20 protein-coding genes and 9 tRNA genes are annotated in these 26224 nt (G+C 43.3%); 24 read left to right on the top strand and 5 right to left on the bottom strand.

Annotated elements, in window-relative coordinates; all coding sequences use genetic code 11:
* Positions 1-35: 35 nt before the first annotated feature.
* Both ltaE and BTO10_RS03160 read right to left on the bottom strand, forming a co-directional pair.
* The gene (gene ltaE, locus BTO10_RS03165) at positions 36-1046 is read right to left on the bottom strand and encodes a low-specificity L-threonine aldolase (RefSeq protein WP_105023545.1); all 1011 of its coding nucleotides are present in this window, start codon (positions 1044-1046) and stop codon (positions 36-38) included.
* A gap of 39 nt (positions 1047-1085) precedes the next feature.
* On the bottom strand, positions 1086-1601 hold the full coding sequence (locus tag BTO10_RS03160; RefSeq protein WP_105023544.1) for an NUDIX hydrolase: 516 nt from the start codon (positions 1599-1601) through the stop codon (positions 1086-1088).
* Positions 1602-1888: 287 nt separating this feature from the next.
* Here BTO10_RS03160 and BTO10_RS03155 point away from each other — a divergent pair, with 287 nt between their 5' ends.
* The 7 genes from BTO10_RS03155 to BTO10_RS03125 all read left to right on the top strand — a co-directional run bounded on the left by BTO10_RS03155 (position 1889) and on the right by BTO10_RS03125 (position 7866).
* Positions 1889-3544 (top strand): ATPase RavA domain-containing protein, encoded by a 1656-nt coding sequence (locus BTO10_RS03155; RefSeq protein WP_004740141.1) that lies wholly within the window; start codon positions 1889-1891, stop codon positions 3542-3544.
* Between the two features lie 11 nt (positions 3545-3555).
* Entirely contained in the window at positions 3556-5001 is a 1446-nt protein-coding gene (gene viaA, locus BTO10_RS03150) for an ATPase RavA stimulator ViaA (RefSeq protein ID WP_004740142.1), read from the top strand.
* A gap of 197 nt (positions 5002-5198) precedes the next feature.
* Positions 5199-5272: transfer RNA gene (locus BTO10_RS03145), tRNA-Cys, on the top strand.
* A 37-nt stretch (positions 5273-5309) separates the two neighbouring features.
* A tRNA-Gly gene (locus BTO10_RS03140) sits at positions 5310-5385 on the top strand.
* An 80-nt stretch (positions 5386-5465) separates the two neighbouring features.
* Positions 5466-5552: transfer RNA gene (locus BTO10_RS03135), tRNA-Leu, on the top strand.
* A gap of 64 nt (positions 5553-5616) precedes the next feature.
* Positions 5617-5690 (top strand) — tRNA-Cys (locus BTO10_RS03130).
* A 286-nt stretch (positions 5691-5976) separates the two neighbouring features.
* Complete coding sequence (locus tag BTO10_RS03125) at positions 5977-7866, top strand: methyl-accepting chemotaxis protein (protein WP_445656367.1); 1890 nt, start codon at positions 5977-5979, stop codon at positions 7864-7866.
* A gap of 88 nt (positions 7867-7954) precedes the next feature.
* On the opposite strand, the gene BTO10_RS03120 is transcribed toward BTO10_RS03125, so the two are convergent.
* Positions 7955-8743 carry a lipase family protein gene (locus tag BTO10_RS03120; RefSeq protein WP_105023542.1) on the bottom strand — a complete coding sequence of 263 codons (789 nt, stop codon included), beginning with the start codon at positions 8741-8743 and terminating at the stop codon, positions 7955-7957.
* Positions 8744-9090: 347 nt separating this feature from the next.
* Here BTO10_RS03120 and BTO10_RS03115 point away from each other — a divergent pair.
* The 9 genes from BTO10_RS03115 (at position 9091) to cobA (ending at position 15371) form a co-directional block, all read left to right on the top strand.
* Positions 9091-9177: transfer RNA gene (locus tag BTO10_RS03115), tRNA-Leu, on the top strand.
* A 67-nt stretch (positions 9178-9244) separates the two neighbouring features.
* Positions 9245-9318 (top strand) — tRNA-Cys (locus tag BTO10_RS03110).
* A gap of 36 nt (positions 9319-9354) precedes the next feature.
* A tRNA-Gly gene (locus BTO10_RS03105) sits at positions 9355-9430 on the top strand.
* A gap of 80 nt (positions 9431-9510) precedes the next feature.
* Positions 9511-9597 (top strand) — tRNA-Leu (locus BTO10_RS03100).
* A gap of 64 nt (positions 9598-9661) precedes the next feature.
* Positions 9662-9735 (top strand) — tRNA-Cys (locus BTO10_RS03095).
* Positions 9736-10406: 671 nt separating this feature from the next.
* Positions 10407-12965, top strand: a complete 2559-nt coding sequence (nirB, locus tag BTO10_RS03090; protein ID WP_105023541.1) for a nitrite reductase large subunit NirB — start codon at positions 10407-10409, stop codon at positions 12963-12965.
* Between the two features lie 15 nt (positions 12966-12980).
* Positions 12981-13304 carry a nitrite reductase small subunit NirD gene (gene nirD, locus BTO10_RS03085; RefSeq protein WP_105023540.1) on the top strand — a complete coding sequence of 108 codons (324 nt, stop codon included), beginning with the start codon at positions 12981-12983 and terminating at the stop codon, positions 13302-13304.
* Positions 13305-13441: 137 nt separating this feature from the next.
* Complete coding sequence (locus BTO10_RS03080; protein ID WP_105023539.1) at positions 13442-14257, top strand: formate/nitrite transporter family protein; 816 nt, start codon at positions 13442-13444, stop codon at positions 14255-14257.
* Between the two features lie 328 nt (positions 14258-14585).
* Positions 14586-15371: a uroporphyrinogen-III C-methyltransferase gene (gene cobA, locus BTO10_RS03075; RefSeq protein ID WP_105023538.1), complete on the top strand. Its 786-nt coding sequence runs from the start codon at positions 14586-14588 to the stop codon at positions 15369-15371.
* A 15-nt stretch (positions 15372-15386) separates the two neighbouring features.
* Here cobA and BTO10_RS03070 read toward each other — a convergent pair whose 3' ends face one another.
* A complete protein-coding gene (locus tag BTO10_RS03070) occupies positions 15387-15926 on the bottom strand; it encodes a DUF4174 domain-containing protein (RefSeq protein ID WP_105023537.1) in 540 nt (179 codons plus the stop codon).
* A 249-nt stretch (positions 15927-16175) separates the two neighbouring features.
* Between BTO10_RS03070 and BTO10_RS03065 the strand changes: the two genes are divergently transcribed.
* The 3 genes from BTO10_RS03065 to BTO10_RS03055 all read left to right on the top strand — a co-directional run bounded on the left by BTO10_RS03065 (position 16176) and on the right by BTO10_RS03055 (position 18785).
* Entirely contained in the window at positions 16176-16649 is a 474-nt protein-coding gene (locus BTO10_RS03065) for a LabA-like NYN domain-containing protein (RefSeq protein WP_004741873.1), read from the top strand.
* A 79-nt stretch (positions 16650-16728) separates the two neighbouring features.
* Positions 16729-17394 (top strand): response regulator transcription factor, encoded by a 666-nt coding sequence (locus BTO10_RS03060; protein ID WP_105023536.1) that lies wholly within the window; start codon positions 16729-16731, stop codon positions 17392-17394.
* Entirely contained in the window at positions 17391-18785 is a 1395-nt protein-coding gene (locus BTO10_RS03055) for a sensor histidine kinase (RefSeq protein ID WP_004741871.1), read from the top strand. The genes BTO10_RS03060 and BTO10_RS03055 overlap by 4 nt, the downstream gene beginning before the upstream one ends.
* A 158-nt stretch (positions 18786-18943) precedes the next feature.
* Here BTO10_RS03055 and BTO10_RS03050 read toward each other — a convergent pair whose 3' ends face one another.
* Positions 18944-20248, bottom strand: a complete 1305-nt coding sequence (locus BTO10_RS03050; RefSeq protein WP_004739222.1) for a dicarboxylate/amino acid:cation symporter — start codon at positions 20246-20248, stop codon at positions 18944-18946.
* A 560-nt stretch (positions 20249-20808) separates the two neighbouring features.
* Between BTO10_RS03050 and BTO10_RS03045 the strand changes: the two genes are divergently transcribed.
* From BTO10_RS03045 to BTO10_RS03025, 5 genes are all read left to right on the top strand, one after another.
* Complete coding sequence (locus BTO10_RS03045) at positions 20809-22926, top strand: TonB-dependent siderophore receptor (RefSeq protein ID WP_105023535.1); 2118 nt, start codon at positions 20809-20811, stop codon at positions 22924-22926.
* A 178-nt stretch (positions 22927-23104) separates the two neighbouring features.
* The gene (locus tag BTO10_RS03040; RefSeq protein ID WP_105023534.1) at positions 23105-23872 is read left to right on the top strand and encodes a DUF3450 domain-containing protein; all 768 of its coding nucleotides are present in this window, start codon (positions 23105-23107) and stop codon (positions 23870-23872) included.
* Positions 23872-25248 (top strand): MotA/TolQ/ExbB proton channel family protein, encoded by a 1377-nt coding sequence (locus BTO10_RS03035; protein ID WP_105023533.1) that lies wholly within the window; start codon positions 23872-23874, stop codon positions 25246-25248. The genes BTO10_RS03040 and BTO10_RS03035 overlap by 1 nt, the downstream gene beginning before the upstream one ends.
* Complete coding sequence (locus tag BTO10_RS03030) at positions 25248-25808, top strand: MotA/TolQ/ExbB proton channel family protein (protein WP_004739213.1); 561 nt, start codon at positions 25248-25250, stop codon at positions 25806-25808. The genes BTO10_RS03035 and BTO10_RS03030 overlap by 1 nt, the downstream gene beginning before the upstream one ends.
* Positions 25805-26209, top strand: coding sequence for an ExbD/TolR family protein (locus BTO10_RS03025; RefSeq protein WP_004739212.1), 405 nt, complete (start codon positions 25805-25807; stop codon positions 26207-26209). Before BTO10_RS03030 ends, BTO10_RS03025 begins: the two co-directional genes overlap by 4 nt.
* Positions 26210-26224: the final 15 nt, after the last annotated feature.

Here is a 26224-nt window from a genome sequence, read left to right as displayed (position 1 = left end):
GGCATTTTACGATTCGTTAAGGGTTGATTATGGTATTAGACTGTCAGCGCTTTTTGTAATTCATTTAAGAATCTAGAAATATCTTCCGCACTAATGTCGCGGTGAGTAACAAAACGTACAGGGTTACCAGGTGTCATTGTAATACCTTGTTCGCTAAGTTCACCTGCGATACGGTTGATATCCACCGACTCGTCTAACTTCGCAAATACGATGTTCGTTTGAACAAAGTCAGGGTTAACCGAGAAGCCTTCCAACTTGCTCAAGCCAATAGCCAAGTTTTTCGCGTTCTCGTGGTCAAGTTTGAGCTGAGCTACGTTTTCTGTCAGCGCCATTTTTCCTGCTGCAGCAAGAATACCCGCTTGGCGCATACCACCACCGACCATTTTACGTAGGCGGCGTGCTTTCGCTATGTACTCTTTGCTACCGAGTAGTAATGAACCAATCGGAGCGCCTAAACCTTTCGACAAGCAGATAGTCATTGAGTCGAAGTATTGTGCGATCTCTTTGATGTGGACATCTAATGCAACAGCTGCGTTGTATACTCGCGCGCCGTCTAGGTGCATTTGTAAGCTGTGCTGGTTTACGAATTCGCGAGCTTCGGCTAAGTAAGACATCGGAAGTACTTTGCCATTAATGGTGTTCTCTAGACTTAATAGTTTAGTACGAGCGAAGTGGCTGTCATCGGGTTTAATCGCAGCGGCCAGCTTTTTAAAGTCTAGTGTGCCGTCAGGATTGTTTTCGATCGGTTGTGGTTGAATGGAACCAAGTACCGCCGCACCCCCAGCTTCATATTTGTAGTTATGTGCTTGTTGGCCACAAAGATACTCGTCACCACGTTCACAGTGTGCCATTAGGCCAAGCAGGTTTGCTTGAGTACCTGATGAGGTGAACATTGCTGCTTCAAAACCTGTTTCGTTGGCAGCCCACTGCTCAAGTTCATTTACGGTTGGGTCGTCACCGTATACATCATCACCTACAGCTGCGTTCGCCATTGCTTCGCGCATAGCTTGTGAAGGTTTGGTTACGGTATCAGAACGAAAGTCCATGTTTTTCTCCTAGAGTACTTTAGGTAGTCATATAAATAGCTATAGATGACCACATAGTTGGGCTTTACTTAAACAAGCGATAGTTTTGGTGTCGGTGATTTGATCGTTTCTTATTTTATCGTGTAGTTCTTCTAAGCTAAGTTCGATCACTTCTATTACTTCATCTTCATCACATTCATAGCGGGTCGTGAGGTTGAGCTGTTTTGCCACAAACAAATGCTGAATCTCATCACAGAAGCCAGCGAGTGGGGTAACTTGCCCCAGACTTTGGAATGACTCTGCGCTATAACCGGTTTCTTCTTCTAGTTCACGCTGAGCACACTCAAGTGGTGTTTCATTGACTTCCATCGTGCCTGCGGGCAGTTCTAAAAGCCACTTTTTGAGTGAAGGGCGAAACTGGTTGATCAGAATGACTTTTCCAGAAGACGTAATAGGAAGAATAACGGCGGCACCTGGGTGGTTAATTGTTGTATGTTTTACCACGACGTTTGTTGGGAGCGTCACGTTCTCTTCTATGAGAGATATACTTTTCCATTGATGGATAACTTTATTCATGCAGTCTGGCCACATTCCTTGCCAATTTTTCGTATTCGAAAGACGTGCTCCACCATAACGCCTATGGTGTCGAAAATAAAAGAAAATTTAGGCATAGTTTTGAATTAAATTTCACTCCATTCGTGACTCTACTCTCAAATTTGCAATCTATGATTACATCGAAATTACTGACGTAACCATCTGATATAAATGCAACTCAATAATAAAATACACTTGTAACAAAGTGCTAACAAATGTATAAAAACAAATCTACACTCTTTATTGTCCAAAGATTTTCGGAGTAATGCATGACCCCTTCTATTTCTTCACATGCTGACAAGGCGCTACTCTCTGAAAGAATTAACAAATTAGCGCATGCTCTGTCTGATGGTGTCTATGAAAGAGAAGATACCATTAAGCTCTGTTTACTGGCTGCTTTGGCTGGTGAAAGTGTTTTCCTACTGGGCCCTCCAGGCATTGCAAAAAGTCTTATCGCTAAACGGCTAATCCAAGCTTTCGATAACAGCAGTTATTTTGAATATTTGATGACACGCTTTTCTACGCCTGAAGAGGTGTTTGGTCCTTTAAGTATCCAAGAATTAAAAGACAATGGTCGCTACGTAAGGCTGACTGAAGGTTATTTACCAACGGCTCAAGTGGTTTTCCTTGATGAAATCTGGAAAGCTGGCCCTGCGATCCTTAATACACTCCTTACCGTTGTGAACGAAAAAACGTTCAAGAATGGTAGCGATATTGAACGCGTACCAATGCGCTTATTGGTGTCAGCATCTAATGAACTTCCAGATGAAGACAGCGGCCTAGAAGCTCTTTATGACCGCATGCTTGTGCGCGTGTTTGTAAACCGAATCCAGAACAAACAAAACTTCAAATCGATGCTCACTGCGGGTACTTCTCAAGAAGCTGAGATCCCGAAGGGTTTGGCGATTACTGATATTGAATATCACCAGTGGCAAAAAGAACTCGATAAGCTTGAACTGACGGACAACGCGTTCAACAAGCTGTATGAGTTGAAAACCATGCTAGAAGAGACGGTTAAGCAGCAGGGTTCAACTTCTGAGTCTGATTTGTATGTTTCAGATAGACGTTGGAAGAAAGCTGTGAAACTGCTGAAGGCGAGTGCGTTCTTCAGTGGTCGTGACAGCGTCAACCCGCTCGATATTCTTTTACTGCAAGATTGCTTGTGGCACAGCCCTGAATCACGAGATGTGGTTCGTAGTGTAGTTAAAGACTTTGCGTTGAATCGAGCTTTCGATCAACAAGAGTCTAAAGCTCAAATTGAAATGTCACGTGAAGAGCTTGAAGATATCCAAGACGAAGTTGAAGCAACACTTTCTGTTTCGCTCTCTATGGAAACAACCAGCGGCCTTCTACGTAAAGACGTTTACCACAACGATATTAAAAATGCGAAGACGTACAGCGTCGGCAGTGCTTACAACTTAGTGAAGTTAGTTCTGCTGCAAAGCAACATGTCAGTGTCAGAATCAGAGAAAGGTGATAGCCGCTGGGTTTACGTAGCGAAAGATGACTTCGACCGTGTGCTTAAAGAAGGGCACGGAGATATTTACGGTTACGTAAACGAAAATAAGAATCTGTGTCGCTTGAAGTTGGATCTTGATGCATCGAACCAACTAGTGATTAAAGACATCGCGAATCGCTCGGTATTAGTGAGTGTGGTGACAACTGATGGTTTGGACCAAGAGCTTTACAGTAAATGGTTGAGTGGTGCTGAACGAGCACTTGAGCAATTAAACGAAGCTGAATTCAAGCTGAAACGTGTGCGCACCGATTTCCACGATGCGCTTCCTCATAACTATATTGACCCAGAGCTACCAAAAGCGATGGAGTCAAGTTTGCAAGCGGTAACACAAGAACTTGAGACTGCGAAAGTGAAGAGCAGCAAGATTGCTCAGCGTCTTAAATTTATGAGTCAGTACTTCGAGTAGAGGGGACAAGTATGTTAGGAGCAGACGGTTTAAACCTTGCTTTAATGGTTGCTGACTCAGGCATCATTGATACGGCGATGAATGATCTCATCGCCCGTTCTCAAGTGATGATGGCTGCCGAGAATAAAGGGGTTAAAACGTCGGTTAAAAACCACCTAGTGAAATGGCGCGGCAAAGTAAAAAAACGTGTCACTAAGGTGTGTGAGACCGACCGATTCCAAGAAGAAATCGCACTTTACCAAGAAGTAATTCACTGGGATGAGCCCCAGTTTTTTGATGAGATTGATAGTGTCATCAAAAAATTGGAGTGGCACTCAGCGTTTTACCTACAAGCTAGACGCCTGATGGAAAACAACAAGGGTGTTTACAATGCGATGTTCCCGCACTACTTCTGTGATCAGTGGTATCAGTCGTTGTCAGATGCCATCAAGCAAGCTCAAGTAACAGAGTTGGAAACCAGCAAAGAGAAAGTTTTAGCGGATCTCTACCAACGCATGGAAACCATGAAAAACATGGATAAAGTGACGGAATCTGGTGATGAGGGAAGCGTAGGACGTTTGTGGGATATGGCTTCTGCTAAGTTAAGTAAAACAGATTTAACTGTAATGAAGCGTCACGCAGAGTTTTTAAATAAACACAAAGGTCTGCAAGAGATAGCAGAGAAGCTAGGCCGTATGGCGGGCATGGAAGACGATCCCTCGTTACATAAGGCTCCTGTAGAAGAACTGCAGATGGTAGAAGAGAAAAGCGATGAAGCCGTTGATGATATCGTCGGGATTCATGAAAGCGATGATCTCAACAAGATGCTGCCAAACGAGACTATGTTCTTGGCGTACCCAGAGCTCGAAGTTATCTTCTACAAGCACTTGGCGGATAAACGCTTACTGAGCTATCGCTCCAAAGGTAAGTCTCGTACGTTGCGTAAAGTTAAGGCACAAAAGCCAGATAGTAAACACGTTGATATCGAGAAGGGGCCGTTTATTGTTTGTGTCGACGCCTCTGGCTCTATGAGCGGCTTTCCTGAGCAATCCGCTAAAGCAATGGCCTATGCGCTAATGCAAATCGCTTTGGCGGAAGAGAGGGACTGTTACGTGATCCTTTTCTCTTCAGAACAGATTACTTACGAGCTAACAAGGCAAGATGGCTTACGTGAAGCGAGTGACTTCTTGAGTTACTCATTCCACGGAGGCACAGATTTGGAACCTGTATTGATGAAATCGATCGACTTAATGACAGGTGACAAATACAAGAATGCTGATTTAATCGTGCTGTCTGACTTTATTGCTCCTAAGCAGTCTGACGAGATGATCGCTCAGGTAGAAAAGCTGAAGGAACATAAAAACCGTTTCCATGCAGTGAGCCTTTCTAAGTACGGCAACCCTCAATTGATGAGCATGTTTGATCATTGTTGGGCATATCACCCGAGCTTGGTTGGTCGCTTCATGAAGAAGTGGTAGGTCGCGAATCATTAATTTAAACCATTTTGCTGTGTGTTTTTTAGCTGAAAAGATCGAACAAGCAGCAATTTGATTTAAATGTCAGCAAACAGAATTTAAATTCACTTTTTTGTTTGACTATCTCTCCTTAATCCGTAAAGTAGGCACTCGAACACAGCGGAGTGGCTTACTTGGTCCCTAACGTGTTGAAATAAAAAGGCGCCTTGGCAGAGTGGCTATGCAGCGGATTGCAAATCCGTGGACCTCGGTTCGACTCCGGGAGGCGCCTCCATTCTCTCTTTCACTTTAGAAAGCTGACGGATGAAAATGCGATACTAGCTCAGTTGGTAGAGCGCAACCTTGCCAAGGTTGAGGTCATCGGTTCGAACCCGATGTATCGCTCCAAATTTTGTAATGTTGATTCATTTCGACATTAAGATGGTGTTTTACTTTTCAGTAATCGGCATCGCAATAAAGAATTGCGTGCCCTGGTGGTGGAATTGGTAGACACAAGGGATTTAAAATCCCTCGACGTTCGCGTTGTGCCGGTTCAAGTCCGGCCCGGGGCACCATCTATTTGGTTGTTACCTTTTGGGGTAGGAATCAAAAGAGTTGTTCTCTTAAAACACTATAGAAGGCGCCTTGGCAGAGTGGCTATGCAGCGGATTGCAAATCCGTGGACCTCGGTTCGACTCCGGGAGGCGCCTCCATCATTCATAAAAAACCAGTCCTAGTGACTGGTTTTTTCGTATCTGGCGTCTTATCTGCTCTGTTTGAGCACTCTGCTTTTACTTTTCCTTTGTTTTCTACAACTCGCTTTTGTTTGTGGCTAAATAATCTTTATCGTTGATAAACCAGTAAATAAATCAAAGTCACAATTAAACATAATGCTCAATTTGTTTCATTGTTTTTTGGGATGACCCTAATAAAAACATGAGTATGGGTGATAGGATTTCTCTTTATATTTCTTTAATTGTTCTATAAGAGGTTCTTAATATGCAATTTAGTCTAAAGAGGAAAATGGTTTTCTCTGTAGTTTTGGCGATTGCTTTTACATCCGCAATTCTTCTTTTTATGGGTTATAAGACGTTTCAAAGTAACAGCTGGCAGGCTATAGAGAGTGAAAGTCGTAACACGCTGAACGCCCATGCAAAAGGGATCAGTGATTGGTTTTACGATAAGAAACAAGCCGTACATGGTCTTCAACAACAAGTTCAACTTAACCCTTCATTAGATATTGTCCCGCACTTACGTCAAACCCTTGTATCTGGTGGCTTTGGATTGAGTTATTACGGCAATAAAGACGGGGAGATGTTCCGTCATGATCCTTCTCTCAATAAAGCAGGGTACGACCCAAGAGTTCGTGGTTGGTATAAAGAGACGTTAGCGCAAAACAAAGCCGTCACAACCAAGCCGTATGTAAGCGTTACGATGCAGGCGCTCGTGGTTACACTGACCGATCCGGTTACCGAGAACGGGTCCATTATTGGTGTCGTTGCTTCGAACCTCGCCTTGGACAAGCTGATTAAAGACGTATTAGCTATCCAGGTTCCAGGAAATGGTCGAGCGATCCTTATCGACAAACAAGGCACGGTTGTCGCTCACCAAAACGAAGACTTTATTCTTAAGCAGGTGAATGACATCGCTCCAGAGCTGAGTGTTGCTGGTTTAAACAGTGCAGCCCAGAATCTAACGACGATCTTTACCCAAGTAGATGGTCATGAACGAGTGATCATGGCGGAGCCAATTAGTGGTACGGATTGGTTGCTTGTGATTGAGATGGATAAAGATGTTTTGGAACAACCTCTGTTTGAAATGCTGGTCAGTCAGATCACCACGGGTTTGATTGTTCTGATTGTGATGGCTGCGGCAACGTCTTGGTTTGTTGCTCGCCAGTTGGTGGAGCTAGGACGAGTAAGCGAAGCACTCGCTGATATCGCAGAGGGTGAGGGTGATTTAACTCAACGCCTTCAAGTCTCCAGTAAAGACGAGGTTGGTCAATTGGCCGATAAATTTAATGTGTTTGTCGATCGACTGCATGGAATGATGGCTAACGTTACCCAAGTCTCTACAGCAATGAATGATGGTGCTGAGCATGCTAATGAGAGTGCTCTAAAACGTAGTGATAGCGTAAGTCGACAGCAAGATGAAATTACGATGGTTGCAACAGCGGTAACTGAAATGGCGACAGCGACGGCTGAGATCGCTTCTAACGCGGACAATACAGCGAAAAGCGCGAGTCATTCAGTTGAATTAAGCGAGCAAGGCTTCCAACAGATGGCAAAAAGCCAATCATCAATCAATGAGCTTGCTACTGAACTGACGAGCGCTGTATCTATTATTAGCGAGCTAGAAGAGCATGGACAACAAATTGCGTCTATCTTAGCAACGATACGCGAGATAGCTGAACAAACTAACCTACTTGCACTTAATGCTGCGATTGAAGCCGCGAGGGCTGGTGAACAAGGTCGTGGCTTCGCCGTTGTAGCGGATGAGGTTCGAGTACTGTCTCAGCGTACTCATGCATCAACAGAAGAGATTGAAGACAAGATCAAGCGTTTGCAGCAGGCGACGAATAGCGCGGTTAAAGTGATGACGCAAAGTCACGATATGGCGGAGACAAGCGTGCATGATGTTGATATGGCAGGAGAGAGCCTCGCTCAAATCCGTGAAGCGATTCAAGTTATCAGTGATATGGCGACTCAGATTGCTTCTGCTGCTGAAGAGCAGTCACTGGTCACAGCGGAAATTAACGCGAATACTGAATCTGTTCGTGAAGTGAGTGACGTTATGGCGCTTGATGCGACGGATGCAGTATCCCAGGCAGATCAGCTTAGCCATTTAGCGAATGATTTGAAGCAAGAGTTATCTCGATTCAAGCTTTAACAACTAAAGCGCGATAGGATAGACGAGAAAATGTAAGAGCACAGACCGTGATAAGTTTGTGCTCTTTCTTTATGGTGGTGAGCGAGTCTCAGTGCTGATCAAAGAAGTCTTTATTACGTATGTATTTACTCATCAAGTGATAAGAGAAAGGCCTAATCAACCAACTAAAGAGAGATCGCCCTAAGCGAATAAAAGTCGGTGTACTTTCATAGATACGCCCGTTATAAAGCCAAAGGATCTTTCCCACGTGCCAATACAGTAAAGGTACCGGCGGCATGAAGGTTACAATGTCGATGTCACAACATATGCGGTAGGTCTTTTTACTCAAGCGATAATTTTTCTTGAAGTTCCAATCACCAATAGCAGGTTGCCCAAAGGTCACGATACGTTTTATGCAACCCGGGTATTTCTTGTCAAAATAATCCGCAAAGACACAACCAATCGCACCGCCAGAAGAGTGCCCAGTAATCGCGACTCTTTTGCCTTGTTCTAATAAGGGCGCGAGAATCGTTTCCAACCGCTCGATCACGTTCAAACCTAACTTATCTTCATTTCGACTCGGCTGGCTCTCTTGAAACATCAGATGATAAAATCCCGCATGAACTCCATAGTTAAGTCCAATTCTTTTGCAGCTTCTTGTCCATAGAGCAAAGTTAAGCAGCCAGTCTGAAACACTGTGCGACCCTTTTATGACGACCACTACCTCATCTTTGTCTTTACTCCACAGCACGCGGATCATGGTTTTACCAAACTGATTCTTGATGACTCTCTGACCGTTTGGAGCAAACCCATACCGAGTTTGTTTGAACCCACGAGAGTAAGCGAGATTACAAAGAACGGCATAGCGCTCATACTGGTATCGTTTTAGTGATTTCACAGCTTTAAACTATAGTAAGAGTTACTTAAAACTCTAGTCGTTGAATATGAAAAACACATGAAAATACGAATTGAATGCTTTGATACTACGAAAAGGGCAGATAGATAACTGTGTTTCAAACCGTTAACTCAGAGCCGAACACTCTATTAAACACGAAGGGCAAGTATAAGAACCATACAAGGTGGGCTAAATTTATTCTCTAAAGTGTGATAATTAATCACTTGAATTAAAAGATAAAATTTATTGTTGACGAAATTTTTCCATCCGTTAAAGTACACCTCGTTCTCGCGGCTTAGGTCGCTGAGAGATGGTGTTCTATTTCAGTAATAGGCATGCATTACTGCGTTGCCCTGGTGGTGGAATTGGTAGACACAAGGGATTTAAAATCCCTCGGCGTTCGCGCTGTGCCGGTTCAAGTCCGGCCCGGGGCACCATCTATATAGTTTCTACTTTTTAAGTAGAGTGCTGAACAAAGAGTTGTTCTCTTAAATCACTATTAAAGGCGCCTTGGCAGAGTGGCTATGCAGCGGATTGCAAATCCGTGGACCTCGGTTCGACTCCGGGAGGCGCCTCCATTATCTCTCTAATATCTAGAGTTGAATAATGAAAATGCGACACTAGCTCAGCTGGTAGAGCGCAACCTTGCCAAGGTTGAGGTCACGAGTTCGAACCTCGTGTGTCGCTCCAAATTTTGTAATGTTGACTCATTTCGACGTTAAGATGGTGTTTTACTTTTCAGTAATCGGCATCGCAATAAAGAATTGCGTGCCCTGGTGGTGGAATTGGTAGACACAAGGGATTTAAAATCCCTCGACGTTCGCGTTGTGCCGGTTCAAGTCCGGCCCGGGGCACCATCTATTTGGTTGTTATCTTTAGGGGTAGGAATCAAAAGAGTTGTTCTCTTAAAACACTATTGAAGGCGCCTTGGCAGAGTGGCTATGCAGCGGATTGCAAATCCGTGGACCTCGGTTCGACTCCGGGAGGCGCCTCCATCATTCAAGTTGAAAGGCCAGCAGAAATGCTGGCCTTTTTGCTATCTGGTATTCTTATCTATCGACTTTTCTAAATTCCGTTGTCTTCTGTTTATCAATTGGGCACCTCAATCTCAAAGCTCATAGTTCATCTCTTTGTATCTCGTATAACCGGTTTTTGCACTACGTGCAGGCGTGGGGGAGCTGTCGACATCGTCGTATACAAGAAAACGCTGCTGCACACTATTTATTGGTTAAGCCAGTAAACGGTTCTGAGCGATGGTTACGTGTGTAAGTTTTGATAGGGGATTTAAATAGTGAACGGGAAGTATTTCATCACTAAGGTTTTCATATTTATACACACTTGCTCATGAACGCATCATGCTTTAGTCGCTTATTATTGTAATTATGACTACAAATGAAAATGATTGTCATTTACTTACGTTGTTGCTAGTCTGTTGTGAAATATTACAACAATCTTAATTATGTGTTTAATTGCTTATTAAATCGCTTTGAACCTTATCTAACCTACGGTTATTCGTTTGCTATGGCTTAAATTTAGCCACTTCTACCTCTTTTGTTCTACCTCTTTTGGGTAGTTCGATTTCGTAATTGATTTACATCATATTTTAATTTTCTTTCATAATTCATTATTCGCTTAGTTAAGAAATATATAACCTTCAGGAATTCTTATGAGCAAGATGAAGCTAGTCGTAATCGGTAACGGGATGGTAGGCCATCGCTATATCGAAGATTTAGTCGAGAAGACAGACGTTGCTAACATGGACATCACAGTCTTCTGTGAAGAGCCTCGCGTAGCCTATGATCGTGTACACCTTTCTTCTTATTTTTCACACCATACTGCGGACGAACTTTCTTTAGTTAAAGAAGGCTTCTACGAGAAACACGGCATCAACATACTGGTCGGTGAGCGTGCTATTAACGTTAACCGTGAAAAGAAAACAGTTTACTCAAGCACTGGTCGTGAAATTCAATACGACAAGCTAATCCTTGCTACTGGTTCATACCCATTCGTTCCGCCAATCAAAGGTAACGAAGGTAAAGATTGTTTCGTTTACCGCACAATTGAAGATTTGAAAGCTATCGAAGCCACTGCTAAGAACTCTAAATCTGGTGTGGTTGTTGGTGGTGGTTTGCTTGGTCTTGAAGCGGCAGGCGCACTAAAAGCTCTTGGCGTAACTACGCACGTTGTTGAGTTTGCTCCAAAGCTAATGGCTGAGCAGCTTGACCAAGCGGGTGGTAACCAACTTCGTCAAAAAATAGGACGTATGGGCGTAAACGTACATACAAGCAAGAACACGCTTGAGATTGCTCCTGAAGGCACTGAAGCTCGTAACGTGATGCGCTTTGCAGACGGTACTGAACTAGAAACAGATTTCATCGTATTCTCTGCAGGTATCCGCCCTCAAGACAAACTTGCTCGTCAAATGGGGCTGGGTATCGCGCCTCGTGGCGGTATCGAGATTAACGATCACTGTCAAACAACAGATAAAGACATCTACGCGATCGGTGAGTGTGCGTCATGGAACCAAACGTTCTACGGCCTAGTTGCTCCTGGTTACAAGATGGCGACAGTTGCAGTTGACCACATTGTTGGTAACGAAAGCACGTTCGAAGGTGCTGACATGTCTGCGAAGCTTAAGCTTCTAGGTGTGAAAGTAGGTTCTATCGGTGATGCAAACGGTCGTACTCCTGGTTGTAAGAGCTACGTTTACCAAAACGAAGAGCAAGAAGTTTACAAGCGTCTAATCGTCTCTGAAGACAACAAGAAGCTGCTAGGTGCAGTAATGGTTGGTGACACGTCTGACTACGGCGATCTTCTACAGCTTATGCTGAACGAAATCGACCTTCCAGAACATCCAGATGCGTTGATCCTTCCTGCACACGCTGGTGCTGAAAAGCCAACACTTGGCGCAGACTCTCTTCCTGAATCTGCAGTTATCTGTTCTTGTTTTGATGTAACGAAAGGCAAGATCGCTCAAGCGGTTGCTGAAGGTCACCACACAATCGGTGATATCAAAGCAGTAACGGGCGCGGGTACTGGCTGTGGTGGTTGTATTCCACTTGTAACTTCAGTACTTAATGCTGAACTTGCTAAAGCCGGTGTAGAAGTGAAGAACGATGTGTGTGAGCACTTTGCTTACTCTCGCCAAGAGCTTTTCCACCTAATCCGCATCGAAGAAATTAAAACATTCGATGAGCTATTAGAGAAATACGGTAAAGGCTACGGCTGTGAAGTATGTAAACCTCTAGCGGGTTCTATCCTTGCTTCATGCTGGGGTGAACACATTCTTAAGCCTGAGCTAGTGAAACTGCACGATACCAACGATAACTTCCTAGGTAACATGCAGAAAGACGGTACTTACTCTGTTATCCCTCGTATGGCGGGTGGTGAAGTAACGCCTCAAGCGCTAAGCGTTCTGGCTGATGTTGCGGCTGAATACAACCTTTACACTAAGATCACTGGTGCACAACGTATCGGTCTGTTCGGTGCTCAAAAAGATGACTTACCAGCAATTTGGAAGAAGTTAATCGCAGCAGGCTACGAAACGGGTCAAGCCTACGCAAAAGCACTTCGTATGGCTAAGACATGTGTTGGTTCTACTTGGTGTCGTTACGGCGTCCAAGATTCAGTTGGTCTTGGCGTGATGATCGAGAACCGTTACAAAGGCATCCGTACTCCTCATAAGATGAAGTTTGGTGTGTCTGGCTGTACTCGTGAGTGTGCTGAAGCTCAAGGTAAAGACTTAGGTATTATCGCGACGGATGCAGGTTGGAACATGTACGTATGTGGTAACGGTGGTATGAAGCCTCGCCACGCAGACCTACTAGCAAGCGACTTAGACCAAGAAACGCTAATCAAGTACATCGACCGTTTCATGATGTTCTACATTCGTACGGCTGCTCCGCTACAACGTACTTCGGTATGGATGGATAACCTAGAAGGTGGTGTGGATTACCTACGTGAAGTTATCATCGACAATAAGCTTGGTATCAACGACCAACTTGAAGCTGATATTGCTGGCCTTGTAGACAACTTCGCTTGTGAGTGGACAGACACTATCAACGATGAAGCTCAACTTAAGCGCTTCTCTCACTTCATCAACGCTGATGACCGTGATGATAACGTTGTGTTTGTTGATGATGGCCGTGAGCAACACCGTCCAGCGACATTCACAGAGAAACACCCTGAAGCGAAGGGCGATATCCCTCACGTTGAACTGGTTTAATTGGGAGACGGCATCATGGCATTTACCAAAGTTTGTAAGATCGAAGACATTATCCCAGGTACAGGTGTTTGTGCGTTGGTGGCTGGTGAGCAAGTAGCTATCTTCCGCCCAACAAAAGCTGAAGAAGTGCTAGCGATAAGCAATACAGACCCTTACTTTCAATCTAATGTGTTATCTCGTGGTTTAATTGTAGAGCACCAAGACGAGCTTTGGGTGGCAAGCCCACTTAAAAAGCAACGCTTTAACCTCACAACAGGTGTGTGCATGGAAGACGAGAACTTCAACGTGAAAGCGTACAAAGCTCGTGTGTCTAAAGGCGCTGTAGAAATCTCTGCTTAATCTTTTGATGAGTAAGATTTGATAGTTCAAGGGTTCTAGTTATCGATATTGCCTTAACTCGGCAACTAGAACCTTTTCCTATCCAATTTTAACTTTTAATTTTTAACTTTTAATTTTTAACTTTTAAGGACAACCTTATGTCTACTGATTTTAAACCGGCAGAATTCGTTCAAACAATGATCGATGTAGGTGAAGCTAAAACCAAGACGGGTACTCGCGATCTTCTGATCCGAAGCACTATGGCTGGTATTATTCTTTCTCTTGCGGTTGTAGTAGCTATCACGACTATCGTTCAAACGGGTATCGGTATTGTTGGCGCACTTGTGTTCCCAGTTGGTTTCGTAATTCTTAGTGTAATGGGTTACGACTTAGTAACGGGTGTGTTTGGTCTTGCGCCTTTAGCGAAATTCGACAACCGTCCGGGTATCACTTGGGGGCGTATTCTACGCTGTTGGGGGCTTGTTGGTTTGGGTAACCTTATCGGTTCTCTGATTGTTGCTTTCCTAGTTGCGGTTTCACTAACAGGTAATTTCTCTCTAGAGCCAAACGCTGTTGCTCAGAAGTTCATTGCAGTTTCTACTGGCCGTAGCCTAGGTTTTGAAAATATGGGTATGGACGGATGGATCACGTGTTTTGTTCGCGGTATCTTCTGTAACCTAATGGTTTGTCTTGGCGTAATTGGCAACATGACAGCACGCACTGTATCTGGCCGTGCAGCGATGATGTGGTTCCCAATCTTCATCTTTTTCGCACTAGTATTTGAGCACACAGTAGTAAACATGTTCCTATTCCCACTGGGTATGATTCTTGGCGCTGATTTCGGTATTGCGACGTGGTTGAACTTCAACCTTATCCCAACAATCCTAGGCAACATCGTTGGTGGTTTGTTCCTAGCGTGTGTTCCACTATTCCTAACTCACGCTAGAACAGCTCCTTCTCTAGGCGCTAAGTAATTCGAATACTCTAGGTTAAAGAGTAATTGATGAAGTGTGTTAAGCCCCAAATTGTTGATTTGGGGCTTTTTTGATCTCAACACTCTCTACTTAGATAGCAGTGCACCTAAGTTGGGCTACATGTGTTCGAGAATGGTGCAAATATCAGTGTTTACCAACGTAATAGATTGTTTTGTTATATAAACTTCTATCTTGATTAGAATTAATCGTGAAGTTTTACGGCAACAACTGATAGTCTAAGAAGTAAGGATATTGATGATTCATTGAATGATGAATCATCAAACAGAATTAAGCTTGAAATATAACAAGCTAACTTTCGGAGCAAAGTATGTCAGAAGTATCGCCATCGAATGTTAATAAAGAAAGCAATGGATTTGTATCACTGGTTGGTGCTGGGCCAGGTGACCCAGACCTGTTAACGTTAAAAGCAGCACGCGTCATCCAACAAGCGGATGTACTGGTTTACGATCGTTTGGTATCAAAAGATATCCTGGCGATGGCAAACCCAGAAGCAGAGATGTTGTATGTGGGTAAAAAGCTCGACCACCACTGTGTTCCACAAGACCAAATCAACCAATTACTGGTCACTAAAGCTCAGGAAAACAAGCATGTAGTCCGCTTAAAAGGTGGGGATTCGTTTATCTTCGGCCGTGGTGGGGAAGAGTGTGAAACGCTTGCAGAGAACAATGTTAAATTTGAAGTCATTCCTGGTATTACAGCCGCTGCGGGCGCTACGGCTTATGCGGGTATTCCACTGACGCATCGCGACCACGCTCAAAGTGTTCAGTTTATTACTGGTCACCTTAAAAAAGACGGTGAAGATATTGATTGGCAATCTCTGGCACAACACAATCACACCATCGTGTTCTATATGGGATTAAAAGAGAGCCCTAATATTCAAAAGAACCTGCTTGATAACGGTATGCGTGCGGATATGCCTGTGGCAATTATCGAAAACGGTACACGCCAAGAACAGAAGGTGTTTCGAGGTGGGTTGAATGATTTAGCAAGCCTGGCTAGTGTCGCGACTAGCCCAGCCTTGATTGTTGTTGGTAGTGTGGCGCAACTCCATGAAAAACTTGACTGGTTTAACAAGCAATCGAGTCACGCCTAATTTTTACGTTTTGAATTAGATATTGCAGCGGCTGTTTTGTCGCTGCATTTCTTGTTGGCGCATTGGCATTTCATCAATAATGTTGGTGATGAGGTTCCAATCCGTTTTACCATTCCAACGATGTTTCTCTTTTCCGTCTTTGCCAATTAACACTGCAGTGTGAGAGCCTTTGGGAATCTCATAAATGCTAGTCACTGCTTCTAAGTTAAACTCTTCCTCAAGCCAAGTCGGGACGGTATATCCGCTTTCTGCTATCACCATGATGACGACATCACGTTCGTCCAATTGGCAGTTGTTGAGCAAGACTTCATTAAGAAACTCCTTTACCACCGAGTCTTCCTCTGGGGCGAAGTAAATGACGCTGCGATGAGGCAGTGGTTGAGAATGGGAGTAGGCTGGATAAGCAAACACTGAATGAGTGGTGAGGCTCAAAATCAACGCGGTGCTAACAGTTATTAGTTTGAGCAAAGTTAACCAACTATTGGAAGGAGCTAGAGCGGCCCTTGTAGTGTTGTCGAAGCTTATGTGAGATTTGTGTTTTTGTCGGTGTAGCATAGACAACCTCCCTTAAGTAGCCTGTTAGCTTTACTTGTATCTCTAATCGCTAGCACTTGTGTAGTGGATACCAAGGTCAAAAACGATCGTCCAGTTTGATAGACATCTATTAAGCATAGTTAGGATTGCGTTAAACATGCTTAGATTTACGTTAACCACAGCCAACAGGTTCATTTTTATTAGATAAAGCGACTCGCATTTTAGGGTTGAATAGAATAGGGTATACCGAAAATCTAAAGGTATGAATTTATGGAAAACATAGCTATTTTGGTCGACGTTCAAAACGTTTACTACACAACACGAGACAAATATCGTTCTAACTTTGACTACAACCAATTTTGGTATGTAGCGACAGAAGGTCGAAATGTTGTTGCGGCTCATGCGTATGCGATTTCTAGTCAAGATCCTAAGCAGCGTCAATTCCATCATATTCTGCGTGGTGTGGGTTTTGATGTGAAATTGAAGCCATTTATTCAGCGTCGTGACGGCAGTGCGAAAGGTGACTGGGATGTCGGTATTGCCTTAGATGCCATCGAACTAGCAGAGAATGTGGATACAATCGTTTTAGTCTCTGGAGATGGGGACTTTGAGATCCTCGTGGAAAGAATTAAACAGCGCTTTGGCAAAAAAGTGGAAGTGTACGGTGTACCCGGGCTTACTGCTCAAAATCTTATCGATGCTGCGTCAAAGTTCGTTCCGATTGAAAAAGATTTCCTACTATAGAGTAAATCTCTCATTTGCAATTGAAATTAACAATAACGATAATTAAAATGCAAATTATTATTATTTATTGGTTTGTATGATGTCGCGTGTTTTAGTTGTTGATGATGATATTCAGTTGTGTGAATTATTGGGTGAAGTTCTAGAGAATGAGGGGTATCACGTTGATACCGTTCATTGTGGTGAGGCTGCACTAGAGTTTATCCAATCCAATCTTGTTGATTTAGTGTTACTTGATGTGATGCTGCCTAACCTCAGCGGTATGCAAGTAGCAAGGCGAATCTGTCAGCGATTTGCTACGCCTATCTTGATGCTAACGGCACTCAATGACGATGCATCGATGCTTGATGGTTATCAAGCTGGAGCCGATCAATACATCGCTAAACCTTTCAATGTTCCTGAGCTACTGACTCGTATCAAGGTTATCTTACGTCGAGTTGGATTTGAGCGTCAGAGACAGTCTCTAGCTTCATCTAACCATGGTTTGTGTGAACGGATTTCTCGTTTACCCCTAACTGGTACAGAAAAAGATCTGCTTGATTATTTGATTAAGAATGACGGCATTGTTGTATCTAAGTCTGACTTACAAATACATGTCTTAAAGAAAGAGCTGTGTCCCTTTGATCGCAATCTAGACATGCACATCAGTAATATCCGTCGTAAGCTAGTACAGGCTGGGTTGTCTAAACAGCATATTAAAACGGTTCGTGGTAAAGGATATAGTTACCTAGAGTCGGTTGGAACATGAGTGCCAAACTAATACGTTGCCCCGACTTTATTGCCAAACGTAAAGATGGATTAACGTTCCAACTTTTCTCATATCTGACGATCATCCTTGTCAGTATCTTTATTTTTCAAGCGGTTGCCGAAAAGGCGTTGATGAAGGCACTACTTAAGGTGCCTGATTCTGTTAAGCAAGAAATGTTGGATCTCGCCTATCAAGCCGATGTGTTAATTGAACATGGAGATATGGATGAGCTGGCTGATTGGGCCAATGCTCAACAGTACTATTTGTTTGTTTTAGACAAAAATAATCATCCTCTGACACATCGGCACATGCACCCTCATTTTGAGTTCAAGTTACGTTTCTTGAGAACGTTAGATCATCAATTGGATGCCGTTGTTAATCGGCCAATTTTTGGTCTACCTCTAGAAAGCGGTAATAGCTTAGTTATCCAATTACCGCACCGATTCCATCCCGCAAATTCGTTTGGCTTGTATTCGTCATTGATGAAGGTATTCATCGCTTTCATGATCCTTTCTTTGTTCTCTTTAATCATGGCAAGAAGACTACAACAACCTTTGGATCGTCTAAGAGAAGCGAGTCGACGTTTGGCGCAGGGTGACTTCTCTATACAAGTCGTATCTGAATTAAAATCAAACACACGAGAGTTTAATGAACTGGCTGTAGATTTTGACCATATGACGTTTGAGATTAAATCCTTGGCAGAAAAACAACGCCGCTTGATACGAGATGTCTCTCATGAGCTCAGAACCCCGTTAGCAAGGCAAAACCTCGCTCTGCATCTGTTACGTAATAAGGTGGATGAGAAGAGTACTGGGCTGCTTGATCGTATGGAAAGTGAAACTGAAGAGATGAACAAACTAGTGGGCGAAATCCTCGAGTTTAGTCGCTTAGAAACCTCTCGCTACGATTCTAAGCTCAGCTTGATGCAGCTTGAGCAATATTGTTCGATGCTTATCGCGCAAATGCAAAATGACTTAAAACCCAATCAAACGCTAGTGGGTGATTTAGATATTCCAACCTCGATGGTGAACATTGATGAACGATTGCTTTTAAGAATCATAGGCAATTTGGTTGGTAATGCGATTAAGTATGCGGGTGAGCATGCACATATTTCGGTCACGACGTATGAAAAGACTGTTGATCAGCGTTACAGTGTCATTTCTGTAGAAGATGATGGAGAAGGAATTCCTGATACCCAAATTGCAGGTATCTTTGATCCGTTTACTCGTATTGAAACCGCTAGAGACAAGCAGTCTGGTGGCTACGGCCTGGGCCTTGCCATCGTGAAAGAGGCAATGGTTGTTATGAATGGTCATGTTACGGCGGAGAATAGAGAAAATGGGGGACTCAGAGTGAATCTAATGTTCCCAATTTGTGAGCCCGTTAATTGACCTTGCCGTTCTGGTTATATTAGGGCTGGAGTATTGATATTAATGGTTGATACCCAAACCCCATAAAAAACGCCACAGCAAATACTGTGGCGTTTTTTGTGTTTCTAGCTAAAGCGTTAGCCATTATTTGCACTTTAGCTTGAAGCTGGGCTGTTAGATTACGCTTCTTGGTGTGATAGCTTAACTTCTTCTTCTTTCTCACCTGCTGCAGGGTTGTTGAAGCGCGACTCATCAAGAGCGCCTTCAGACTTGGCAACGATGATAGATACGGCACTATCACCCGTGATGTTTACAGCGGTACGGATCATGTCTAGAAGACGGTCAACACCCATAATTAGAGCGATACCTTCTAGTGGTAGGCCAACTTGGTTCAATACCATCGCTAGCATAACCAGACCAACACCAGGGACACCTGCAGTACCTACAGAAGCCAAAGTCGCAGTTAGGATAACCATTAGGTAATCGCCCATAGTAAGGTCGATGTTGTATGCTTGTGCGATAAACGCAGTCGCAACACCTTGCATGATTGCAGTACCGTCCATGTTCACTGTCGCACCTAATGGAACAGTGAATGAAGCAACTTTGTTGTCTACACCCATGCGGTTCTTAGCGGTTTCCATTGTTACAGGAATCGTTGCGTTTGAAGAGGCTGTTGAGAACGCAAACATGATCGCATCTTCCATCTTACGCAGGAACGTAATAGGGTTAAGGCCAGTGAACCCTTTAAGCATTGCACTGTAAGTCACTAAACCGTGCAATAGGAGAGTGCCTGCAAGTACAAGGAAGTATTCTGCTAAGCTCCAAATTGCGTCCAAACCTAAACCAGAGAAAAGTCTTGCCATTAAGAAGAATACGCCAAAAGGAGCAAGGTTCATCAGCAGAGCAACAAGCTTCATGATCACTTCGTTTAGGTCTGCAAATACAGCAGCAATACGTTCGCCTGGTTTACCAGCAGCACTAATTGCGATACCGAATAGCACAGCAAATACGATCACTTGTAGTGTTTTGCCCTCAGCCATCGCCTGAATAGGGTTGGTTGGGAACATATTGATGATGACTTGGCCCAAAGAGGGGGCATCCGCTGATTTAAAAGAGCTCGCAGCAGTCAGATCCGCACCAGCACCAGGTTGGAATAGGTTACCGATCGTCAATGCTAGAGTAATAGCAACGGCTGTAGTACCGATATAAAGTGCAAGCGTTTTGCCACCCATACGGCCGAGAGTTGATAAGTCTTTAAGGGAACTTGTACCACACACTAGCGACACGAAGACTAGAGGGACAACAAGCATTTTTAAACTGGCGACAAAAATTTGACCGCCTACTTCAAAGAGTCCGTTAACGATGTAGTTGTTAACAAATCCACTTTCTGCAAAAAGGGATTGAATGGCAAATCCCGTTAATATACCTACGACCATACCAAGAATTACTCGGCCAGTCAGAGATATAGGTTTTTTGGTATTCATTTAGAACACTCCTTATTATTTATAACTTTGATACCTTTTCAAAGTGAGCAGGAGATTAGCAGTCGGATAATCAAATCGAAAAACAAAAAATGAGTTTGGAATTATAGATGTGATCAAAATCACTGATAAATGTGTAATTTAAACAAATTTAAACAAAATAATTCACTATTAATTAACATTTATCGAGGCTTTTATACATAAAAACGCGAAATCAAAGCTAATAAATAAGACAAGATAAAATATTTATCGTTTTTTGATTGTTAGATTGAGTGAATAAATAACGCTGTTTCAAAATTTTTAACGGTGGTGGTGGGGACCCGAACAAAAACACTTCTAAGTATCTGTATTGAATCAGGTTCTGTTACATCTAATGAATAACGCTTACCAAGACCTTAACAAAACTTTACGAATGCAAAGAATGTAAATTCAATGCAAATGGTAATAGTTATCACTTATATTCTCTCGCGAAAAGATTCAGTGGTACCGGTAACGGTTCTGAGAGCACATTAAATAACTAACCATAGTGCTCGTACAAAAAGAATAAAAGCGGAGTAAAGGACATGTTTTCAAAGAGCCCATTGGCTTTAGTGATCGGCGCAGTATTAGCTTCACCAGCAGTATTGGCAGAAACAGCAAAAACAGACGAGCACATGGTTGTTGAAGGTCGTGACTACGGTTACAAAGCCGACACGAATACAACAGCAATGCGCATGGAGGCGACTCAATTAGAGACTCCGGGACAAGTTTCAGTAATCGATGAGCAAATTATCGATGAACAGCGTGCATCAACTCTTGGTGAAGTTCTAAAGAACGATGCATCTATTTCCGCGGGTTCAAAATCTACAAACCGTGAACGTTTCAATCTACGTGGTTTCGAACTAGATAGTGGTTCAAGCTACCTGCGTGACGGTGTTCAACATTGGTCTCATTACCGTCAACCTATCGAGCTTTTAGAGCGTGTAGAAGTGTTGAAAGGACCTGCTGGCCTACTTTATGGTGAATCGACACCTGGTGGCTTAGTAAACATGGTCTCTAAAAAGCCGACTTACGAGACTCAAGTAAACGTAAGCCAAGATATCGGTTCTGATAGCTACACGCGTACTACCGCTGATGTAAGTGGTTCACTAAACGATGACCAAACTTTACGTGCTCGTCTTATTGTTTCACAAGAAAACCAAGACTCTTACCGCACACGTTTTGATGGCACAGATGTAGAAACCGACCGTTTTGTTGGTGGTCTATTTGTTGATTACGATATTAACGAAGACATCATGTTGTCAGTTCATTACGACCGCACAATCGAAGAGGGCGATTTAGACAATGGTTCTAAAATCGACACTTCTACAGGCAAGGCTATCGACCCTAACACGGTTAATGATCAACGTTTCGCTCAAACAGATAACGACGTTGCTAACTACGGCGCTTCGGTAACTGCTAACTTAAACGAAACTTGGTCTGTTAAAACAGGTATTAGCCGTCAGTTCTACGAGCGTCAGCGTACTGAATCGAACAATACAGTATACAGCAATAAAAACGGCGGTTACGGCTACAAAGTATCAGATCGTCACGACGAGTGGACGTTTGACACGGCTTACGTAGATTTTACTGGTGATTTCGATGCTCTAGGTGTAAACCACCGACTACTTGTTGGTGTTAATGGCCTTCATTACGATTACGAGCGTTTATACGACTCTGGTTACACTTGTGTTAATGCAACTGAAGCAGAAGCAGAAGCTGCATGTGGTAATGGTTTTGATATGCCTTCTAACGTTAGCTACAAGAACGACAATGAAGTATCTCACTCTGAAAGCCAACACTACGGTCTATATGTTCAAGACTTAGTAACACTTAACGAACAGTGGCAAGTTCTTGGTGGTGTTCGTTTCGCATACGACAAAACGACGAGCAGTTCTAATCAAGAAGAGAGCTACAACAACATTCTTCCTAAGTTTGGTGTAATTTACTCTCCGGCTTCAAATGGTTCAATTTACGCAGTTTACTCAGAAAGCTTTGAACCAGTTGGTGAAATTACTGACCAAGACGATGTGAACTTTGGTCAATCGCAAGACGCTAAGAAAGGTACTTTGTATGAAGTTGGTACAAAGTGGGAATTGTTTGATGAGCGTCTATTTATTTCTGGTGCAGTGTTCCAAATCACTCAATCAAATATTCAAGTGACAGAAGACGTAGATCCTAACGCTAATAACGGAAAAGAAACACGTACTTCTCAAGTTGGAGAACAGGTTCATACTGGTGTTGAACTATCGGCAACTGGCTACCTAACTAATGCGTTGTCTCTAAGCGCATCTACTATGTTCCTTGATGCAGAATATAAGAACGATCCAGAGCGAGAAGGCAAGACGCCTGCCGATGTGCCAGAATTCACTGCAAGTATCTGGTCTACTTATGCATTTAACAACGGTACTGACGTAAACCTAGGTGTATACCACGTCGGTGAGCGTTACACAGAAAGCGCTAACACGTTTAAGAAAGACGCATATACTCGTGTAGATATGGGCATTGCACATACTATCAAATATGACGAGAACTTAGATTTTGTTGCTCGCTTCAATGTAGAGAACTTATTCGATACAGATTACCTTGAAGGTGGTAGCACAAGCGGTGTAGTTGTGGGCGAAGGTCGTAACTACATGGCTACTTTACAGGTAAAATACTAATTTTTTAGTAGGGTACTATTCGTAGCCTAAATATGAAGGGGGAAGTTTCGGCTTTCCCCTTTCGTGATTCTGCTATTTAGTAAAAATATCCCTAGTAATGCGAGTGACTTTAAATGATAATGAGACTGCTTATCAATAAAATTCATTTGAACTTCTTCTATAGTAAATGACTACAATTATGAATCTTTTAAAAACTAGCCTAGCGCTTGCCATCAGTGTGGTAGCAACGTCTTCTATGGCCAATAGCTTGGATCAAGCTCAATCAATTCAAAACAAGACCAATAACGCATCGGCTTCAAGCCAAAAAGTTATTGATAAAAGCTCCCAAGCAACTCTAATGCTGCAAGCTGAAATTGAGCGTCTTCAAGAAGAAGTTAAAAACCTAGAAATCTATCATGATCACCTAGCTGCTCTGGTTGAAAGCCAAAATCAAGAAGCTGATAGTATTGAAGGGCAGATCGAAGAAATTAAATACACGCGCCAAGGTGTGGTGCCTTTGATGTATCAAATGATCGATGGCCTGCAACAGCTGGTAGAAAAAGACGTACCGATTAAGAAAGAGCAGCGTCTAGAGAGAGTTGAAAAGCTTCAAGCAATGATGACTCGTGCAGACGTAAGTGATGCTGAGAAATATCGTCGTATTCTAGAGGCGTACCAAATTGAGATGGACTACGGCATTAAGCTTGGTTCATACCAAGGTCGCGTAGAACTGGCGAGCGATAAAACGATTGAAGCAGATGTACTTCACTTAGGACGTATCTCTTTAGTTGCTCGTAACTTAAATGGCAGCCAGTACTGGGCTTGGAATCAAACAGCTGCTCAATGGCAAGAAGTTGATTCTTCGATGAAGTCTGAGCTCGATAAAGCGTACGATATTGCTAGCCAACAAGCGGCTCCAAGCTTGATTACTTTACCTGTTTCTTTAACTGTTGCGGAGGTTAAGTAATGAACTTAAAGCCATTAGCAGCATTGCTTTGCATCACGTCTATTTCCTTTTCTGCTTTCTCTGCTTCTGATTCAACGGCTCAGTTAGTGAACAAAGCGAAGTCAGAAAATCGCACTCAAGCTTCTCACAATGTAGTTCGTGAAGCTGGCTTTAAAAAGACAGAACAAGAACTGAAAGCAATCAAAGCACAACTTGAAGCGAAACGTACATCGGTTCAAAACGCAACAGACGTTCTTACTAAAACGTTTAGCGATAACGAAAATAAGCTGGCTCGTTTAGAAGAGAAGCTGCGCTTAGAAACAGGTAGCCTTGGTGAGCTGTTTGGTGTGGTTCGTCAAAACGCGAAAGAACTGGGCGCAGAGCTTAACTCAACAGTAAACAGCGTTGATCGCGCTGAGCACACAGCGACCGTTGAACAAATTATCGATGCGAAATCATTACCATCAATGCCTCAGCTTTCTGGCTTGTGGATGAGTATGGTAGAGCAGATTCAAGCGAGCTCTGAGCTTAGCAAATCTCAAATTGCTTTCATTAATGGTGAAGGTAATACACAAAATGTTGATGCTTATCGCTTAGGCTCGATTGGCCTAGTGACAGATCAAGGTTACGTTAGCTGGAATACTCAGCGTGAAGACGCAATCGCATACCTTAAACAGCCAGAAAATGGTCCAACGCTAACATCGCTTTCTTCACTGGCAAATGGTGAAGTAGCAAATGTTGTTGTCGATCCTTCACGTGGATTCATGTTGGAGCAGTTGGCGCTAACACCTAGCCTAACTGATCGCCTTCAAGCGGGTGGTGTAGTTGGTAAAGTGATTCTTGGTCTACTGGCTATTGGCTTAATTATCGCCTTAGTGCGTGGAGTGTCTCTATCGATTGCTCGTCAGAAAATTCGTGCGCAGCTTAAGAACCCAGAGCAAGCGGGTGATAACCCTCTAGGTCGTGTTCTTGCCGTGTACAACAAAGAGCAAAACCAAACGGTTGAAGCCTTAGAGCTACGTCTATTAGAAGCGGTTGTTGATGAGCAGGCTCACCTAGAGAAAGGTCTATCAATGCTTAAGCTATTGGCAGCGCTAGCACCAATGTTAGGTCTACTTGGTACAGTAACGGGTATGATCGAAACGTTCCAAGTTATCACACAGTTTGGTAATGGCGATCCGAAAGTAATGGCGGGCGGTATTTCGATGGCGCTTGTAACAACCGTGCTTGGTCTTGTTGCTGCAATGCCTCTTCTACTGGCACACAACATTCTTAGCACTCAATCAGAAAACATTCGCAATATTCTTGAGAAGCAAGGTATTGGTCTTGTTGCTGAGCAGGCTGAAAAGACAACTGAATCGAGCGCTGTTGTGTCACCAGTTGGGACTGCTGCGTAATGGATATTTTGTCGGGTTCTCTATTACCAGCGAGTTGGTTAACGAGTGACTGGCTGCTGTCTTTATCAAGCTTTATGGAGCAGGGCGGTTTCGTCTTGTGGTGGCTAGCGGCTGTTGTCCTAGTGTATTGGGTGCTTGTGGTAGAGCGTGTGTTATATCTCGCGTTCTACTTTCCTAAGCAACGCCAAGCTTGGATAGCAAAGTGGCATGAAAGAGAAGAACACTCTTCTTGGCATGCCAAGGCCATTCGTGAAGGTTGGTTAGGTCAGGCCAGTATCTTGCTTAACCAAAACTTGAATTTTATTAAGCTGTTAGTGGCTATCTGCCCGATGTTGGGCTTGTTAGGTACCGTAACCGGTATGATCTCTGTCTTTGATGTCATGGCGACACAAGGCAGCAGTGACCCTAAATTGATGGCTTCAGGCATTTCGTTGGCAACATTGCCAACCATGGCGGGTATGGTTGCCGCCTTGGCGGGTATGTTTGTACACGCTAGATTAGCCAAAGTGTGCAATCGCTTAGAATTGAAATTAGAAAAATCTTTAAGGAGTCAACGATGAGACTCGGTCGACGTCATTCTAAAAACGAAGAGGCTCAAATAGACCTAACTTCGATGCTTGATATTGTATTTATCATGCTTATTTTCTTTATTGTGACCAGTTCATTTGTTCGTGAATCAGGGGTTGAAGTTAACCGCCCACAAGCTTCTAACGTAGTCAGCCAAAAGGATGCCGGCATCTTTGTGGCGATTACTTCTGCTAACGACATCTTTATTGATAAACGTGTCGTTGATGTTGAACGCGTTCAAGCGACGCTGGAGCATTTATTGTTAGAACAACCGGATGCTTCTTTGGTTATTCAAGCTGACGAGCACGCATACAACGGTACCGTTGTTAAAGTGATGGATGCTGCTAAAGGAGCGGGTGTTAAAAACATAGCGCTTGCTGCTGATAAGCGATGATCTTGGAGGTTCTTT

Origin of the sequence: Vibrio chagasii, assembly GCF_002954585.1 — a bacterium.
Taxonomy (GTDB): domain Bacteria; phylum Pseudomonadota; class Gammaproteobacteria; order Enterobacterales; family Vibrionaceae; genus Vibrio; species Vibrio chagasii_A.
Note: the sequence above shows the minus strand (reverse complement) of the source record. Positions and strands in the feature narration are given on the sequence as shown.